The organism is Tardiphaga sp., from assembly GCF_041424195.1.
GTDB lineage: Bacteria > Pseudomonadota > Alphaproteobacteria > Rhizobiales > Xanthobacteraceae > Tardiphaga.
Window position 1 is genome coordinate 77,101 of sequence record NZ_JBGMOE010000005.1, and the last position, 16,762, is coordinate 93,862.

The window sequence follows — 16,762 nt, forward strand, 5'->3', positions numbered from 1 at the left end:
CATGGATGGGGCCTTGAATGGCGCCGCGCTACTTCTTGATCAGCGGGCAGCGCGACGCCGAGAGCGGCTGGAACGCGTCGTCGCCGGAGACGGTCGCGAGCAGCTTGTAGTCGTCCCAGCGCGCCTTCGATTCCGACGGCTTCTTCACCTCGAACAGGTACATGTCGTGCACCATGCGGCCGTCCTCGCGGATCCGGCCGTTCTTCGCGAACATGTCGTTGATCGGCGTGTCCTTCATGGCCGTCATCACGGCCGCTGAATCGGTGGTACCCGCCTTCTTCACAGCGTTCAGGTAGGTCGTGACGGACGAATAGACGCCCGCCTGCGCCGATGTCGGCGCGCGCTTGGTCCGCTCCATGAAGCGCTTGGCGAATGCGCGTGTTTCGTCGTTGAGATCCCAATAGAACGCTTCGGCCAGCAACAGGCCCTGTGCGGTCTCAAGTCCGACGCTGTCGATGTCGGAAATGAAGGCCAGCAAGGGCGACAGCTTCTGCCCGGATTGGGTCAGGCCGAACTCGGCCGCCTGCTTGATCGCATTGATCGTGTCGCCACCCGCATTGGCGAGGCCGATCACGTTGGCCCTGGAGCTTTGCGCCTGGAGCAGGAACGACGAAAAATCCGACGTGTTGATCGGGTGCTTGACGCTGCCGACAACCTTTCCGCCGGCCTTGACGACGACGTCCGAGGTGTCGCGCGCCAGTTCCTGGCCGAACGCGTAGTCGGCCGTGAGCAAGAACCAGTTGTTGAGGCCACGCTTCACTGTGGCCAGTCCGGTGACGGTGGCCAGCGCATAGGTGTCGTAGGTGTAATGGACGATATAGGGACCGCACGCCTCGTTGGTCAGCCTGACCGCGCCGGGACCATTGAACATGATGATCTTGTTGCGCGTCCTGGCCATTTCCGCCGCGGCCAGCGCCGTGGCGGAGCCAGCCACATCGACGATGGCCTCCACGCCCTGGTTGTCGAACATTTCACGGGTGAAATTCGCAGCCAGATCGGACTTGTTGAGATGATCGGCGACCACGATCTGGACCTTGCGCCCGAGAACCTCGCCGCCGAAATCCTCCACGGCCATCTTGGCTGCAGCCTCGCTGCCCGGACCCGTAATGTCGGCAAACAGGCCGGACATATCGAGGACAGCGCCCAGTTTCAGCGGCGCGGTGCTCTGTGCCATCGCAGCCGAAGTGGTGACGAGCATGACGGATGCCGTCAGACCTGAGAGTAGCTTCTTCACATCATTCTCCATGAGCGCCCTCAGCAAGAGCGCTCGTCTATCGCTTGATATTCGTTAGTGATTGATCGCGGTGTGTGTCAGACGCCCGTCGTCACTGGCTGCCGCGAATGCCGGCGGTCTCGACGATCTGCTTCCATTTGGCGCTCTCCTGCGCGAGATGAGCGGCAAGCTCCTGCGATGACGACGCGATGACGCGCCCGCTGACATCGGCGAAACGCTTCTGCACGTCGGGGTCTGCGAGAACCTTGCGGATATCGGCACTGATGCGCTCCGCCAGTGCCGGCGGCATCTGGCCCGGACCGAAAATGGCCCACCAGTTGGCGAGCTCGAAGCCCGGCAGACCGGATTCGCTGATCGTCGGCACATCAGGCAGTGCGGCGATGCGCTCCTTGGTGGTGACGGCAATGGCGCGAAGGCTGCCGCCCTGTACCTGCGGCAGCGCCGTCGAGGCGTTGTCGAACATCAGGTCGATCCGGCCGGCCATCAAATCCGTCAGGGCCGGCGATGAGCCGCGATAGGGAACGTGGGTCATCTCGACCTTGGCCTGCTGCCGGAACACTTCCGCAGCCAGATGCAGGGAGGAACCAACGCCCGCAGAACCATAGGTGGCGCCGCCCGATGCCGCCTTTTCTTTCGCAAAGGCGATCAGATCCTTGATGTTCTTGATCGGCGACGAAGGCGGCACAAGCACCACATTCGGCGTCTCGAGCGCCAATGTCAGCGGCGTCAGATCCTTCACAGGATCGTAGGGCATCGACTTGAAAAGCCACGGATTGACGGCCACGGCGATCGACGCGAGCACCAGCGTGTAGCCATCGGGGGCACTCTTGGCGGCAGCGTTGATGCCGATATTCGATCCGGCCCCGCCCCTGTTCTCGACGACGACCTGCTGGCCCCAGGTCTGGCTCAGCTTTTCCGCGATCGTGCGGCCGATGATGTCGGCGGCACCGCCGGCGGCGAAGGGAACGATCAACTGGACCGGCTTGGTCGGATATTCCTGCGCCACCGCACTGCTTGCGCCCATGGCGATCAAGCAAGCCGCCACCGCAGTGTGGGTTGCTCGGGCAAATAAAGTGCGTCGTGACAGCATGAAAGAAGCCTCCCGGTCGGTTCTTATGTTGTGATGGCGGCACAAAAGCATGCCGGCCAGGTCGGATATTGACAAACACTGGCATGAGACGCGTGATAGGCCAACACAGTTGAAACTATAGATGCAATAGAAGAATGTAATTGGCCATGGACCCCAGACGGCTCGGCTATTTTCTGGCGATCGCCACCCACAAGCGCATGGCCAAGGCCGCAGAAGTCCTCGGCGTCGCCCAGCCGACGCTGTCGCAGCAGATACGCGCCCTCGAGCAGGACCTCGGCACCGTCCTGTTCAACCGGACGCCCCAGGGCATGCAACTGACCGAGACAGGGCATGCACTGCGCGAACATGCGCAGCGTCTGATGGTTCAGACTGACGCCGCGCGCACCGCGATAGCCGAGCTGGAAGGCGGCATGACCGGCACGCTTCGGATCGGCGTCATCTATACCTACAGCACGACATTCCTGCCGAAGCTCATCGGCAGTTTCGGCGAGAAATACCCTGACGTTCGGCTCAGCGTGGAGGTCGGCTCCGCAAGCGATGTCGAGCAACGCATCCTGTCCGGGGATCTTGATCTTGCGATTGCTTTCGCGCCGCCCCAGCACCCGGAATTGGGCGTCGATCTGTTGTTCGAGGAGCGGCTCGTTCTGGTGCTTGCCAAGTCGCAAAATCACCCGCGGCAACAGTCGATCACGCTGCCGGCGCTCGCCCGACGCCCGTTGGCACTGCTGACCACCGCCTTTGCAACCCGCCGCATTCTCGACCAGTCACTGCCCAGCGATGTACAGCTCGACGTGCGCGTGGAGATGAACTCGGTCGAGGCCTTGATCGAACTTGCGAAATCCGGAGGGCTGCCGACGGTTCTTGCCGACCGAAGCTTGAACACCCGAAAGGACCTTGCGATCATTCCGATCGGGCCTCCGTGGATACGCCGTTCCGGAGCCTTGCTGTGGGACGCCCATCGCTACCAGACGGCGGCCGCGCGCGCTTTCATGGCGATAGCCCGCAAGACGACCAAGAGCACTCAAGCCACTCGCGCATTGTAGCGAACAATGGTGGGGTCGGCATTGCGCGAAGAGCGCTGGCGGAGTAAGCGGCGCGGCTCGCGATCGAGATTGCGGCGGCTGGCGATCACGGATCTGTCGTTCCTCAGCGCTGACTGCGCGCGATGGCCTGGAATGTGGATTCACCGATGCCGGTGCCGGAGCCCTGCAGGATCGCAAGGGCGGGCGACGATGTCGCGCTGTCATTCTTCAGGTCATACATCACCGAGAAGCGGCTGAGCAGTTTGGCCAGTTTCGCGGGGTCCGCGAGATCCTTCAGGTTCAGATATTTCTGCACGACCTTGGCCTGCTGATCGACATTCATGGCGCCCACAGTATCGGGCAGGTTGAAAGTCGTACGAAACACTTCCGCGAGCGCCTTGTCGGCCAGGATGTCGTAAACCGACGTGATGCTTTCAGCCTTGCGCTGGAAGTAGAGCGCCAGGCGTACGCCCGGATTGACCTCGCCCTGCTGCGTTTCGAGGCTTTGCTGGAGATAGTTGTTCTGCGTCTCCAGCAGTTGATCGCGCGTCTGCGGACCAATCGGCGCAAGACGGGCGACGTTGCCGTTCCTGTCGAAATTGAACGAGGCTGCGATTTCGGCGAAGCGAGGATCGCTCTGCGTGTTGGCGAAACTCCTGGGATCGCTCAGATCGGAATTGAAGATCTTGCTGAGAAAATCGTTGCTGACCTTCTCGGGCTGCAAACCTCGCGCAACGAGGATGATATCGACCATTTTCCGGTTGGCGAGCAGGTCCGACACGCTGCCGATGTCGGGAATCGTGTTCTGGTAATAGACGGCATCCTTCTCGGCCACGGCCCGAAGCGCGACCTGGTCCTTTTCGTCTGCAAATCGCGTCTTTGCGATGATGTAGTTCTTCGCCGTCTGCCTGATTTCCGCAGTTCCCTGCGCCACCAGTGACGTCGTCAGATTGCCTTTGCCGTCGAAATTGAAGGCGCGCGCGAGCTGGACATATCGGTCATCCTTGAGCGTATAGACGTAACTCTTCGGATTGGTCGGGTCGCTTTTGAGGACGGCCTTGATGGTGGCGACGGAGACTTTCTCGGGATCGAGACCTACCGATTTCAGCGCGAAATTATACACGCTCGGCGTCTTTACGAATGCATCGACCGACTTCAGATTGGAAATGCCGGCCCGGAACAGCCTGGTCATCAGGCTTGCATTTTCCTCGTCTGCCGCCAGATAGGCTGCCCCCTTGCTGTTCACGAAACGCTCGTTCGTGCTTGCACGATTTGCGTCGCTCTGTGCGTCGACGCCCGATGGCAGCGTACCGTCGGGCGAAAACTCGAAAGCGCGGGCGAGATCGAGATATCGGCCGATCATGGTGATCGCGTCATTGGAACTGATGATATTACCCGTGTTCTTCACCACACGGCTTTTCTCCATCACAATTTTTGCGCGCAGATCGTTGAGATCGGCGCCGGGCTGCGAGAGTTGCGCGGTATAGCTGGCGATTTTGGCATTGGCGTCGACGATATCTGCATTGGCTTTGGTAATCTTGCCTTCGATATCGTCGAGCTGGGAAACCCAGACCGTATTGACGTAGCTGTTGGGGTCGGCGGGGTCGCTGTTCATGGCCTGCCGGATCGTGTCACGCGACCACCGGCTGTCATCGATTCCGAACGCCGAGAACACATAGCTGCGCAGGCGATCATCGTTCAGAAGTTCGTCCACATTCCCGATCTTGCCGATCGCGACATTGTAGTGGCGAGTGTCGTCATCGATGGCCTCGACCTGTCGCTTCGCAGTAGTCGTATACAGGCCGATCATCTCATCGGTCTGATGGCCGGACTGGGCGACAAATGTGCCAGTGCCATTGAACGAAAATGCGGCGGCGAATTCCCGGTAGCGTTTGTCATTCAGTCTGTTGGCGAAGCTGTTGGCGTCGGAAAGATTGCTATCCAGCACTTTTTTCATGAAGGCCTTGGCATAAGCCATGTCCTCGAGACCATAGGCCTTCATCGCGTATTGATAGAGACGATAGTCCTTCAGAAGGTCGTCGGCGGTCTTCACCTTGCCGATATTGTCCCTGTAATAGGTGGCCTCGCGTGTCACGTCGGGCTGCAGCGCCACGCGCGTCATCGACTGCCCGAGATTGCGCACGACGGAATTGTAATTGGCATATGTCGACACCATCGCGGCGCAATCCTCGTTCGTTTTTGCGAGAATATGCCCTCTGGGTTGTCTGAAGCTGGCCAGCTTCGCCTCATGCCAGCCGCGCCGGATGCTTGCGCCCCGGCTGGCCAACCGCGAACGGAATGCGGCGCGCGTTCATCCGCACCTTCGGCAGCTCGCCACAGGCGCTACACGTGACGGGTGGCGAAGTCGCGGAGCGAAAGGTGCTCGCTATGTGCCGCTAGACGATGCCGGACGCCGGTTGCGCACGGCTCATCGCCTTACCGCCTTCGATGCAGTTGGTGCAAAGATGCGCGCGCCATGGCGCCTATTGCCACCATCCCCGCTGTACCGGAGCGTTATTCTGACCGCCACGACGGCGCGTATTGCCGGGTTGGGGGTCCCAACCGCGCTGGAAAAACGAGCTGAAGCCATCATCGTCGCCGTCATCGCTGCTCGCCATGAGGTCGGTCGCCGGCGCCGTCGGCTTGCGCGTGATGAACCCGCCTTGCGGCTGGTTGCTCAGCACCGCAACGAACTCGGTGCGATAGTTGGTCTCGCTGCTAAGCGGCTCGTCGGAGATCACAATCGATGACCGCGGCAAAGCGGTCGGCGCGACACGGTCGAGCACCTCCTGCGGGATGCTGATGCGGTCGAGCGCATTCCTGGCATCGTCGCCATGGTCGATCGTGACGGCGCTCCAGCGCAGGCCCGTTTCATTGCGCGCCATCGCCGTAAACACATGCGTGCCAATCGGCTTGTCAGGATCCCGGATCGTGACCGGAACTTCGATGCTCGAATCGAACACCTCACCGCCACCGTCCGGCGCGGGCTTATGCGTGTTTCGGCGCACATAGAGTTTCTGCGTCGCGCGGCTGATATAGATCGAGACCGGCTCAACCGCGAGCCTTGCGTCGCTCGCCTCCCTGGCAGTGGTCGCCTTTCTGGTCTCGGCCGCCTTGGCAGCGTCCTTTGCAGCGGTGGAGGCATCGAGCTTCGACGTCGCGTCGGACCTGGCGGTCTCGAACTGCGCGCCCAACTCAGCGGCCCTGGCGGCGGCCTTCTGTTTCGCATCCTCGGCTCGCGTCCTGGCCTGATCGGTCTTTGCGGCAGCGAGCGCCGTGTCGGCAGAGATAAGCTCGGCGTCGGCGCGCGCCTTCAGCGATTGCAGCTTGCGCAGTCCTGCGGCGAGCGGCTTTGCCTCCCGTGCTGCCGATGCAGCGGCTTTCTTCGTTTCGTCGGCCACTCTGGCAGCCTCTGTGGCCTCGCGGGTCAGCGTCTCGGCACGCCCCGGAGCGGCCGCGAGGGCCTCGGCCTTCGGCACCAGCAGCGCCGGGTGGGACAACTCGACCGGAACCGCATCGATCGGCGAGATGATGATCCGCATCCCGATCCGTGTCTTGTCGAACTGCTTTTCGGCAAAGCCGTAAGGCATCCGCACACAGCCATGCGACGCGGCATAGCCGGGCAGCGGACCGCCATGCAGCGCGACACCGTTCCAGGTGATGCGCTGCATGTTCGGCATCCAGGCATCGTCATACATGGTCGAGCGATGGTCCTTGTCCTTCTCGAGAACAGCGAACACCCCGGCCGGGGTTTCACGTCCCGCAACGCCGCTCGACACCGGCGCGCGCGCGATCCAGCCATCGGCATCGTAGAACGTGACCTGCTGACTCTTGATCGACACAATCGCCATGATCGGCTCGCCTGCCTCGCGCGGGGCGGTCGCCTCGACGACGCGGGCGGGACGCGCCTGCTTTGCAGCGGCATCGGCGGCCGGCATCACGAGCGCGACCGCGATTGCAAGCCCAGCAAGGACGGCAGGCCGCCGATGCCGCATCGGCATGTTGAATTGCGCCGTCATGGATCGGTTTGCCATACAATGCCCCGGTTTGGAGGCGCCTGCTCCCAGCATGCAAGGAACAGGCGCGATATCGCGATGTGACAATTCCTCTCATATACGCCCAAGCGTGCGGGAGGAAGATCGCTGCTATCAATCCGCTCGACTCCACAGTTCCCGCACCAGCATGCCGACCCGTTTCTCGATCGTTGCAGCCGCATCGAGAGCGAGGTCCTCGCGATAGCGTCCGGCAATCAGCTGCACGCCGACCGGCTTTCCATCATGCAAGGCGACCGGCACCACCGCGCCGGGCAATCCGAGCACGTTGATCGCCGAGATGAAACGCAGGTCATTCCAGAAGATTTCGCGTGTGCGTTCAGGGCTCTCTGTGTCGGCGCGTGGTCCCGGCGTCGGTTGAACGGACGTAGGCGCCAGCACCACCGGATAGTCCTCGAAGAACATCTGCCAGGCGCGTATATGACTGCTACGCGCGGCCGTTGCATTCATCCAGCCCACCATGTCGAGCGGATTGGCCTTGGCCTTGATGCCGCCCCACGCCTTGTGGAAGTCCTCGGACGTGACCGGCAGCATCTTGGCTTCCTGCAGCGCCATGGTCTCGTTGGTGATGATGTCGCACCAGGTCTGCCAGACGCCGTTGATGTCGGGCACCTCCACCTCGGTGACGCGGTAGCCGCCGCGTTCGAGATGGTCGGCAGCCTGTCGCAGCGCCGCCGTGACAGAGGGATGAACGTTGATATCGGCGGGCATTTTCGCCAGCGCCACCTTGACGGGGCCCTTCGGTTTGGGTCCTTCGAGCGGTGCCGGTACCCACCAGGGATCGCGCGGATCGCGCTGGCTCATCACACCGAGCGCGAGCCGGACATCGGCGACGCTCCGCGCCAGCGGCCCCTGCGCCGACATCAGATGCGCCAGCATCGGACGCTCGGCTGTCGCGCTTTCGTTGAAGGCAGGAATGCGGCCCTGCGTCGGCTTGACGGTGGTGACGCCATTGCAGTGTGCCGGCCAGCGCAGCGAGCCACCGATGTCGTTGCCATGCGCGATGGTGCCGATGCCGGCCGCGACGGCCGAACCGGCGCCGCCCGATGAGCCGCCGCAGGTGATGTCCGGGCGCCACGGATTGAGCGTCAGGCCGTGGAGCGGATTGTCAGTGAAGCCGCGGAACGAGAATTCGGGCGTGTTGGTGAGGCCGAGCACGATGGCGCCGGCCTTCTTCAGATTGCGGACCACCGGCGAATCCGACGGCGCGACAACGCTCATCAGCGCGGGCACGCCGTTTGGGTTCGGGCGCCCTGCGTAGTCGACGTTTTCCTTGATGGTGATCGGTACACCATGCAGCGCGCCGCGGTCGACGCCCTTGCGCAACTTGTCCGCAGCGCGCGCCGCGCGCAACGCTTCGTCCGACAGATCGACGACCACGGCATTGAGTTTCGGATTCACCGCATGCATATGCGCGATATGCGCCTCAGTCACCTCGACCGCTGACACCATACCGGACGCGATGGCCGCGGCCGTGTCCACGGCCGACCATTGCCAGACCGGCCCCTTTGGAAGGCGCGCCTTGGGGGCGACAGGCTTAGGGGCAAGAGTCTTGGATGAAACGGATTTTTGCGATTTTGCGCCCGACTTCGCCGACACCGCGCCTTTGGCCACGGGTTTGGCTTTCGCCGCAACCTTCGGCGCTGCGGATGCCCTCGCTGCCCTTGCTGCGGTCTTCTTCACCGATTTCGTCTTTGCGTGTTTCGTCTTTGCAGATGCCTTGGCCACGATTCTCTCCGCGCACGATCAACTCTGCGCAGCCTGCCAAGCTGAATGATCGAGCGCAATGCAAGATGTCCGGCAAGCATCCCTGCTGAACGGATTCATGCATCGAACCGAACCATCGTCCGGTCATGCCTCCGCTAGGGAGCCGGATGATGACGACAGGGGGTGAAAGAGAAAGAAGGCGAGTGGCCTGGCTGAATGCCTTCGCCTATTTGTCCTGCAGGAGCTTGTTGTACTTCGCCACATCGCGCGTCACCAATTGCTGCAGCACCTCCGGTGCATGCTCATTGGCATCGGGCGCCACGGTCGACAGATCGCGGAAACGCTTTTTCACGAGATCGCTTTCAACCGACGCGCGTGCTGCGGCGTTCAGCGTGGCAATGATCTCCGGCGGCGTGCCCTTCGGCGCGAACAGGCCGTTCCAGCCCTGCGCCTCGAATTCGGGCAGCCCTGCTTCCGCCGAGGTCGGCAGATCGGGCAGCGTTGCCAGCCGCACCGTCGAACCGACCACGATGCCCTTCACCAGCTTGTCGTCGATGGCCTGCGAGACGGAGGCGGCGGAATCGCAGACGCCGTCGATCTGGCCGCCGATGGCATCGGTGAGCGCGGGCGCCGCGCCGCGATAGCCGACCAGCGTGACATCGATGCCGGCGGCCTGCACGAAGCTCTTGCAGATCAGGTAATTCGACGAGCCGATCCCGGCATGGCCGAGATTGACCTTGCCTGGATTGGCTTTGGCATAGGCAATGAAGCCCTTGAGATCAGTCGCCGGGAAATCCTTGCGCAGCGCCACGACGCCGAAGGTCTTGGCCACCATGCCGATGGAGGCAAAGGAGTCCGGCGTGAAGGAGAGCTTCGGATAGATCGTGTAGGTGGCCGCACTGGTGCCGGCATTGCCGATGGCGATGGTGTAGCCGTCCGGCGTGGCGCGCGCCGCCCGCGCCAGCGCGGTGGAGCCGCCGGCACCGACCACGTTTTCGATGATGATGGTCTGGCCCAGCACCCCCGCCATCTGCTCGGCGACCGCGCGCGCAATCACGTCCGACGTGCCGCCGGCCGCGAAGGGCACGATCATGGTGATGGGGCGTTTGGGATAGTCGTCGGCGGATGCCGGGACGCTCGTAGCCAGTACGAGCGCAAGCGTTGCGACGAGCGTCGACAGCCGCGCCACAGCGGCGATCACGCAGCGCGCTCCAGATGCTCGACGAGGCCTGCGAACAGACCGCGGCCATCGGTGCAGCCCATGATGTCTTCGACGTGGTTTTCCGGATGCGGCATCATGCCGAGCACGTTGCCCTTCTCGCTGACGATGCCGGCAATCGATGCGGCGGCGCCATTGATGTTGTGCAGATCGCCAACTTCACCTGTCGGCGAGCAATAGCGATAGAGCACGCGGCCATCGCCTTCGAGGCGCTTCAGCGTTTCGGCATCGGCGGTGTAATTGCCCTCGCCATGGGCGATCGGCACGCGGATCACCTGACCGGCATTGTAGCCGCGGGTGAACGCCGTATCGGAACGCTCGACGCGCAGATGCACGTCGTGGCAGAGGAATTTCAGCTTGGCATTGCGCATCAGGATGCCCGGCAAGAGACCGGACTCGCACAGGATCTGGAAGCCGTTGCAGACGCCCATGACGAGACCGCCATCGGCCGCAAACGCCCGCACCGCATCCATCACCGGCGAGCGCGCCGCAATGGCGCCGCAGCGCAGGTAATCGCCATAGGAGAAACCGCCGGGCACGACGACGAGATCGGTGCCCTTGGGCAGCGCCGTCTCGGCGTGCCAGACCATCGTGGATTCCTGGCCCGATGCGAGCTTCAGGGCCCGCGCCATGTCGCGTTCGCGGTTGATTCCGGGGAAGACGAGAACGGCGGATTTCATGATGTCGGTGCTTCGCTGAGTTCCAGACGGCGCTCGATGTGATCGAGTCGCTGTTCGTGACGGATCAGCGTCGCATGCACGCCGCCGAGTTCCTGGTGAATACTTAGAAGATCATGATGGATGGACGTCATCTGCGTCCGCAACGCCATCATGTCGCTTTTGTTTTCGTCCGCTTTGCCATCGACTTGCACAAGCCGGGCCTGAACGGATTTGAGCACTTCATAAATCAACTCATTGCTGACTTCAGCCATGACCGATCCTTTGAGTGTTACCCCTGAACCTCAACCTTGTAATTCTCGATCACCGTATTCGCCAGCAGCTTGTCGGCTGCGGCTTTCAGCACCTCTTCGGCTTTCGCCTTGTCGGCGCCGTTCAGTTCGATGTCGAACACCTTGCCCTGCCGCACAGAGGCAATGCCATCGACGCCGAGCGACTTCAGCGCGCCTTCGATGGCCTTGCCCTGCGGATCAAGGATGCCGTTTTTCAATGTAACCGTAACACGCGCTTTCACGTCGATTCCTCAGCTCTTGACCAATACCGGACCAGTGCCCATCGGGCGTTCGTTTTCGGCCAGGATACCGAGACGCTTGGCGACCTCGGTATAGGCCTCCAGCACGCCGCCGAGATCCCTGCGGAAACGATCCTTGTCCAGCTTCTCGTTCGACTTGATATCCCACAGCCGGCATGAGTCGGGCGAGATCTCGTCGGCGACGATGATGCGCATCATGTCGTTCTCGAACAGGCGTCCGCATTCCATCTTGAAATCGACGAGGCGGATGCCGATGCCCAGGAAGAGACCGGTGAGGAAGTCGTTGACGCGGATGGCGAGCGCCATGATGTCGTCGATTTCCTGCGGCGTGGCCCAGCCGAAGGCCGTGATGTGCTCTTCCGAGACCATCGGGTCGTTCAGCTGGTCGTTCTTGTAATAGAATTCGATGATCGAGCGGGGCAGCTGGGTGCCCTCCTCGATGCCGAGGCGCTGCGACAGCGAGCCGGCGGCGACGTTACGCACCACCACTTCCAGCGGCACGATCTCGACTTCGCGAATCAGCTGTTCGCGCATGTTGAGGCGGCGGATGAAATGGGTCGGTACGCCGATGTCGTTCAGATGCTGGAAAAGATATTCCGAAATCCGGTTGTTGAGGACGCCCTTGCCCTCGATCACCTGGTGTTTCTTGGCATTGAACGCGGTCGCATCGTCCTTGAAGTGCTGGATCAAGGTACCGGGCTCCGGACCTTCATACAGGACCTTGCCTTTGCCTTCATAAATGCGACGTCGACGGCTCATGGGGATGTACCGGGTGTTGTTGAAATCCATGGATGTGGTGTGCTCCGAATAACGGGATCGACCCACGACGGAGCTGCCGTGAAGGCCAAGAACCGGAATCAGTACGGGAAACAGAACAAGAACCGGGCCTGCCGGCAACCTACCCGATCAGCCCCGGCGTTACAATCGACCCGGCCCGCCCGGCGGGGGTTTACCCCAGCCTCGCGCAGCCTTGTCCAATAAGCACTGCCTGATACCGCCTCGCCTGCGACCTTGCGGCCGATTGTTCCGACGGTATCTCGCCCTTATCTAAGCTGCGAACCGGCGTTTACAACGCCGTTTCGACCGCCCACCAACCCGACGGGAACCTTAACCATGTCATCATTCGACAAGCGCGGCGAAGCCTTCGAGAACAAGTTTGCGCTCGATGAAAGCCTGAAATTCAAGGCTGAGGCCCGCCGCAACAAGCTGCTGGGCCTGTGGGTCGCCGAACAGCTCGGCAAGTCCGGCGACGAGGCCGCTGCCTATGCCACGGAAGTCGTCGCGGCCGATTTCGAGGAAGCCGGCGACGGCGACGTGGTGCGCAAGGTGCTCGCCGATCTCGGTGCCAAGGGCGTCGCGATCACCGAACCGCAGCTGCGCGCCAAGATGGATCAGCTGACCGCTGAAGCCGTCGCACAAGTGAAGGCGGGCATCTGAGATCCGCAGCCATGAGTTGCAGCGAGACATCTTGCTGCAACTCGCGACGACCCACGGAGCCGCGCATCGTTCGATGGCGCGGCTCTTGTCTTTTGAAACGTTCCAGACTCGCAGGGTCTGACTCAGGATTCCGAATTGCGATGTGCAAATTCTGAAACAGAATCGCACAGCGTGCCGATGACGCCCCGCATGCGCGTGCTGTAAATTGCTCGGAATGCACGTCGATTGTTCAATCGGGTCGCGGCTGACCTTGCGACTGCATCATCCAGGACACACAGGCTCGCCAATCTCGCCGCTTTAGAGCTATTCAACCTCCCATTCGAAGTTTTCGTTCAAAGCTACTGCTAGATCGCCTGCGCAGGTTTCTCAAATGCGAAGGCGACACAACGTGACGACGGACAACCATTGCAATCTCGACAGCAACGCACGCAGCATCTTCAGGGTGCGCCGCGCGTATTGGTTGATCGGCGCGACGTTCCTGCTGGGCGATCTCTTCACCGACCTGTCGGTCGCCAACGCACAATCGAGCACGGCGCTGCCGCCTGTCACCGTGGAGTCGCCCACGCAAGCGCGCCGGCCCGCCCGCGCGGCGAACACGCCCCAGCGCCGCGCCCGCACTGTTGCGGCCCGGCGCAACGCCAATCCGCCGCCGGCCCCGCCGACGCCGACCGAACGCGCCATCGCCGCAGCCGCGGCGAAATACGAACAGATCCTCGGCTACCGCGCGATGCCGGATGCGACGACGCTGCGCGGCGCAACCTCGGCGCTCGATACGTCGCAGACCGTCAACGTCGTGCCGCAGCAGGTGATCAAGGATCAGCGGCCGCGCAATCTCGACGACGCGCTGGTCAATATCTCCGGCATCACCCAGACCAATACGCTCGCCGGCACCCAGGATGCCGTCATGCGCCGCGGCTTCGGCGACAACCGCGACGGCTCGATCATGCGCAACGGCATGCCCCTGGTGCAGGGCCGCGCGCTCACCGCAGCGGTCGAAAGCGTCGAGGTCTTGAAGGGACCGGCATCGCTGCTCTACGGCATCATCGATCCAGGCGGCATCGTCAACACGATCAGCAAACGACCGGAGCTTTACCAGCACGGTGAAGTCACGCTGGAAGGCGCGACCTATGGTTCGCGCAGCGGCGCCAATGCGACCATCGATATTACCGGCCCGATCGGCAAGGACGGCCTCGCCTATCGCTTCATCGGCTATGGCATCAACGAGGACTACTGGCGCAATTTCGGCACCCGCAAGGAGACGCTCTACGCGCCGTCGCTGGCCTGGTATGGCGAGAACACCACGGTGCAGTTCAACTACGAACACCGCGATTTCTATTCGCCGTTCGATCGCGGCACTGCGCTCGACACACGCACGATGACTCCGCTCGCCATTCCGGCAACACGCCGCATCGACGAGCCCTTCAACAGCATGTGGGGCTCCTCCGATCTCACCCAGATCTCGGTCGACCAGAAGATCAACGAAAACTGGAAGATCTATGCGGGCTACAGCTACAACGTCGAAACCTACAATGCCGCGCAGCTCCGCAACACGGCGGTCAACCCGGTCACCGGCGTCACCACGCGCAGCAATGACGGCACCTACGGCGCCCTCACCAATGACAGCTATGGCACCGCTTATGTGCAGGGCAGCTTCTGGCTCGGCAGCCTGAAGAACGACGTGGTGTTCGGCGGCGATGCGCAGCGCCGCGTGATCTATCGCAAGGATCTGGAGCGACAGAGCGTCGGCACGTTCAACGTCTACAATCCGGTCTATGGCACGATGCTGCCGGGCACGACGATTTCGGCGGCGGACAGCGACCAGACCGACAAGCTCGATACCCAGGGCCTGTTCTTTCAGGACACGCTACACCTCACCAACCAGCTCTCGGTGGTCGGCGGCCTGCGCTACATCAATTACGCGCAATTGGCCGGCAAGGCGCGGCCTTTCATCACCAACACCAATCTCAGCGGCGACAAGGTGCTGCCGCTCGGCGGCGTGATCTACAAGATCACCGACGAGCTTTCGACCTATGTCAGCTACACCCAGTCGCTGAAGCCGACCTCGGTGATCGCGAATTTCAACACAGCGCTGCCGAACTTCGTCGTCACGTCGGGCTTCGCGCCCGAAGAAGGCACGCAGTGGGAAACCGGCCTGAAATACGACAACAAGCGGATTTCCGGCACGCTCGCCTTCTACGACATCGAGAAGAAGAACGTCCTCGTCACGCAGCTCAACACCAGCACCGGGTTTCAGGAAGCGACGGCCGCAGGCAAGGTGCGCTCGCGCGGCATCGAGCTCGATGTCACCGGCCGCCTCTCCGACAACTGGAGCATGATCGGCAGCTACGGCTACACCGATGCGCGCGTCACGGAAGACCCCGTCTTCCTCGGCAAGAAGTTGCAGAATGTCGCGCTGAATACCTCGTCGCTCTATCTTGTCTACGACTTCGGCACGACACTGCCCGGTCGCCTGCGGCTCGGCGCCGGAGGACATTATGTCGGCGATCGTGCCGGCGATGCCGCCAATACTTTCGTGCTGCCCTCCTATGTGGTCGCCGATGCCTTCGCGACCTATGAGACCAGATACATGAACCTGCCGGTGATCTATCAGTTCAACGTCAAGAACCTGTTCAACAAGGTGTATTATCCCTCGGCGGTCAACAATCTGAACGTGGCGATCGGCGATGCCCGCCGCTTCTCGCTGGCGGCCACGGTGAAGTTCTGATCATGACCAGGCCATGTCGCACCACTGCAGGACTGATTGCGCTGGCCGCGGCGTGGCTGTCCCTTGGCGTGGCCGCAAGCCACGCCGAGGAGATCAATCTCTATTCGACGCGCGAGCCGCAGCTCGTTGAACCGGTCATTGCCTCGTTCACGGCAGCGACCGGCATCACCGTCAAGCTGACTTATATCGCCGACAATCTGGTCAAGCACATGAAGGCGGAGGGCGGCTCGTCCCCCGCCGATGTGCTGATGACCATCGGCCTCGACAAGACGTCGCAATTCGCCGCGAACGGCCTCTCGCAGCCGACGGCCTCTGCCCTGCTCGACAGCGCGATCCCGCCGCAACTGCGCGGCACGGAGTGGATCAGCCTGTCGGTGCGGCCGCGCGTGGTGGTGGTGCGCAACGACTCGCCACAGGGCGCGATCCGTTACGAGGACCTCGCCGATCCCCGTTTTCGCGGCCAGCTCTGCATCCGCTCGCCATTGCATCAGAACAATGTCGCGCTGATCGCGGCCTATCTCGTGCATCACGGTGCCGACGCCACCGAAGCCTGGCTGCGCGGCATCAAGGCCAATCTCGCGCATGCGCCGGAAGGCAAGGACAACGACGTGATCCGGCAGCTCGCAGAGGGCCGCTGCAGCATCGGCCTCGCCAATACCGTGGCGCTGGCGCAGCTCCGCGACGGCCGCGAGGGCGCGGAGTGGACCGCCTGGGCGAATGGCGTGAAGACGGTGCCGACGACATTCGCGGGCGGCGGTGCCCATGTGAACCTCACCGGCGCGGCGCTGGCGAAACACGCGCCGCATCGCGCCGCCGCGCTGACGTTTCTGGAATTCCTGGTGACACCGGCGGCGCAGAAAATCTACGCCACTGCGGAGCTCGAATATCCGGTCGCCGCAGGCGCCGAAAGCGCGCCGCTGGTGGCCGCGATGGGGACGTTTCCCAGCGACACGCTGGCGATCGACCAGATCGCGGCCAGCCAGACGGCGGCGATCGCGCTGATCAAGAAGGTTGGGTTTGAGAAGTAGTGCGCCAAGCGCGGCCTTTCTTTTCCCTCCCCCACTGCG

The 16,762-nt window shown here is 62.4% G+C and carries 15 protein-coding genes; 5 read left to right on the plus strand and 10 right to left on the minus strand.

Translation table 11 applies throughout. From position 1 onward, the window contains the following. Nucleotides 1-28 precede the first annotated feature (28 nt). Nucleotides 29-1,198, minus strand: coding sequence for an ABC transporter substrate-binding protein (locus tag ACEK02_RS00630; protein WP_371419949.1), 1,170 nt, complete (start codon nucleotides 1,196-1,198; stop codon nucleotides 29-31). A gap of 127 nt (nucleotides 1,199-1,325) precedes the next feature. Further along, on the minus strand, nucleotides 1,326-2,324 hold the full coding sequence (locus ACEK02_RS00635; protein WP_371419883.1) for a Bug family tripartite tricarboxylate transporter substrate binding protein: 999 nt from the start codon (nucleotides 2,322-2,324) through the stop codon (nucleotides 1,326-1,328). A 146-nt stretch (nucleotides 2,325-2,470) separates the two neighbouring features. Between ACEK02_RS00635 and ACEK02_RS00640 the strand changes: the two genes are divergently transcribed. Then, a complete protein-coding gene (locus ACEK02_RS00640; protein WP_371419884.1) occupies nucleotides 2,471-3,367 on the plus strand; it encodes a LysR substrate-binding domain-containing protein in 897 nt (298 codons plus the stop codon). A gap of 103 nt (nucleotides 3,368-3,470) precedes the next feature. On the opposite strand, the gene ACEK02_RS00645 is transcribed toward ACEK02_RS00640, so the two are convergent. From ACEK02_RS00645 to ACEK02_RS00655, 3 genes are all read right to left on the minus strand, one after another. Continuing rightward, nucleotides 3,471-5,522, minus strand: a complete 2,052-nt coding sequence (locus ACEK02_RS00645) for a DUF1217 domain-containing protein (protein WP_371419885.1) — start codon at nucleotides 5,520-5,522, stop codon at nucleotides 3,471-3,473. 307 nt (nucleotides 5,523-5,829) lie between these two features. Further along, nucleotides 5,830-7,380 (minus strand): L,D-transpeptidase, encoded by a 1,551-nt coding sequence (locus ACEK02_RS00650; RefSeq protein WP_371419886.1) that lies wholly within the window; start codon nucleotides 7,378-7,380, stop codon nucleotides 5,830-5,832. Between the two features lie 114 nt (nucleotides 7,381-7,494). Beyond that, entirely contained in the window at nucleotides 7,495-9,012 is a 1,518-nt protein-coding gene (locus ACEK02_RS00655) for an amidase family protein (RefSeq protein ID WP_371419950.1), read from the minus strand. Between ACEK02_RS00655 and ACEK02_RS00660 the strand changes: the two genes are divergently transcribed. Next, nucleotides 8,951-9,175 carry a hypothetical protein gene (locus tag ACEK02_RS00660; protein ID WP_371419953.1) on the plus strand — a complete coding sequence of 75 codons (225 nt, stop codon included), beginning with the start codon at nucleotides 8,951-8,953 and terminating at the stop codon, nucleotides 9,173-9,175. The two genes, ACEK02_RS00655 and ACEK02_RS00660, sit on opposite strands and share 62 nt — an antisense overlap. A gap of 156 nt (nucleotides 9,176-9,331) precedes the next feature. Here ACEK02_RS00660 and ACEK02_RS00665 read toward each other — a convergent pair whose 3' ends face one another. The 5 genes from ACEK02_RS00665 to purC are packed head-to-tail and all read right to left on the minus strand — an operon-like array spanning nucleotide 9,332 to nucleotide 12,292. After that, a complete protein-coding gene (locus ACEK02_RS00665) occupies nucleotides 9,332-10,294 on the minus strand; it encodes a tripartite tricarboxylate transporter substrate-binding protein (protein ID WP_371419951.1) in 963 nt (320 codons plus the stop codon). 8 nt (nucleotides 10,295-10,302) lie between these two features. Continuing rightward, the gene (gene purQ / locus ACEK02_RS00670; protein WP_309948809.1) at nucleotides 10,303-11,004 is read right to left on the minus strand and encodes a phosphoribosylformylglycinamidine synthase subunit PurQ; all 702 of its coding nucleotides are present in this window, start codon (nucleotides 11,002-11,004) and stop codon (nucleotides 10,303-10,305) included. After that, the gene (locus tag ACEK02_RS00675; protein WP_371419887.1) at nucleotides 11,001-11,255 is read right to left on the minus strand and encodes a hypothetical protein; all 255 of its coding nucleotides are present in this window, start codon (nucleotides 11,253-11,255) and stop codon (nucleotides 11,001-11,003) included. Before ACEK02_RS00675 ends, purQ begins: the two co-directional genes overlap by 4 nt. Before the next feature lie 17 nt (nucleotides 11,256-11,272). Then, nucleotides 11,273-11,515, minus strand: a complete 243-nt coding sequence (gene purS / locus ACEK02_RS00680; RefSeq protein ID WP_371419888.1) for a phosphoribosylformylglycinamidine synthase subunit PurS — start codon at nucleotides 11,513-11,515, stop codon at nucleotides 11,273-11,275. Nucleotides 11,516-11,524: 9 nt separating this feature from the next. Continuing rightward, on the minus strand, nucleotides 11,525-12,292 hold the full coding sequence (purC, locus tag ACEK02_RS00685) for a phosphoribosylaminoimidazolesuccinocarboxamide synthase (RefSeq protein WP_086937119.1): 768 nt from the start codon (nucleotides 12,290-12,292) through the stop codon (nucleotides 11,525-11,527). Nucleotides 12,293-12,646: 354 nt separating this feature from the next. On the opposite strand from purC, the gene ACEK02_RS00690 reads away from it, so the two are divergent. From ACEK02_RS00690 to ACEK02_RS00700, 3 genes are all read left to right on the plus strand, one after another. Beyond that, complete coding sequence (locus ACEK02_RS00690) at nucleotides 12,647-12,970, plus strand: DUF1476 domain-containing protein (protein WP_371419889.1); 324 nt, start codon at nucleotides 12,647-12,649, stop codon at nucleotides 12,968-12,970. Between the two features lie 370 nt (nucleotides 12,971-13,340). Then, a complete protein-coding gene (locus ACEK02_RS00695) occupies nucleotides 13,341-15,695 on the plus strand; it encodes a TonB-dependent siderophore receptor (protein WP_371419890.1) in 2,355 nt (784 codons plus the stop codon). Nucleotides 15,696-15,697: 2 nt separating this feature from the next. Then, complete coding sequence (locus tag ACEK02_RS00700) at nucleotides 15,698-16,723, plus strand: extracellular solute-binding protein (protein ID WP_371419891.1); 1,026 nt, start codon at nucleotides 15,698-15,700, stop codon at nucleotides 16,721-16,723. The last annotated feature ends 39 nt before the right edge of the window (nucleotides 16,724-16,762 follow it).

What these genes read in the sequence shown, in the direction of transcription:
- purQ (WP_309948809.1), bottom strand. Translation starts at nt 11,004, where the DNA reads ATGAAATCCGCCGTTCTCGTCTTCCCCGGAATCAACCGCGAACGCGAC.
- ACEK02_RS00690 (WP_371419889.1), top strand. Translation starts at nt 12,647, where the DNA reads ATGTCATCATTCGACAAGCGCGGCGAAGCCTTCGAGAACAAGTTTGCG.
- purC (WP_086937119.1), bottom strand. Translation starts at nt 12,292, where the DNA reads ATGAGCCGTCGACGTCGCATTTATGAAGGCAAAGGCAAGGTCCTGTAT.
- ACEK02_RS00695 (WP_371419890.1), top strand. Translation starts at nt 13,341, where the DNA reads ATGCGAAGGCGACACAACGTGACGACGGACAACCATTGCAATCTCGAC.
- ACEK02_RS00630 (WP_371419949.1), bottom strand. Translation starts at nt 1,198, where the DNA reads ATGCTCGTCACCACTTCGGCTGCGATGGCACAGAGCACCGCGCCGCTG.
- ACEK02_RS00635 (WP_371419883.1), bottom strand. Translation starts at nt 2,324, where the DNA reads ATGCTGTCACGACGCACTTTATTTGCCCGAGCAACCCACACTGCGGTG.
- ACEK02_RS00650 (WP_371419886.1), bottom strand. Translation starts at nt 7,380, where the DNA reads ATGGCAAACCGATCCATGACGGCGCAATTCAACATGCCGATGCGGCAT.
- ACEK02_RS00700 (WP_371419891.1), top strand. Translation starts at nt 15,698, where the DNA reads ATGACCAGGCCATGTCGCACCACTGCAGGACTGATTGCGCTGGCCGCG.
- ACEK02_RS00640 (WP_371419884.1), top strand. Translation starts at nt 2,471, where the DNA reads ATGGACCCCAGACGGCTCGGCTATTTTCTGGCGATCGCCACCCACAAG.
- ACEK02_RS00675 (WP_371419887.1), bottom strand. Translation starts at nt 11,255, where the DNA reads ATGGCTGAAGTCAGCAATGAGTTGATTTATGAAGTGCTCAAATCCGTT.
- ACEK02_RS00645 (WP_371419885.1), bottom strand. Translation starts at nt 5,522, where the DNA reads ATGGTGTCGACATATGCCAATTACAATTCCGTCGTGCGCAATCTCGGG.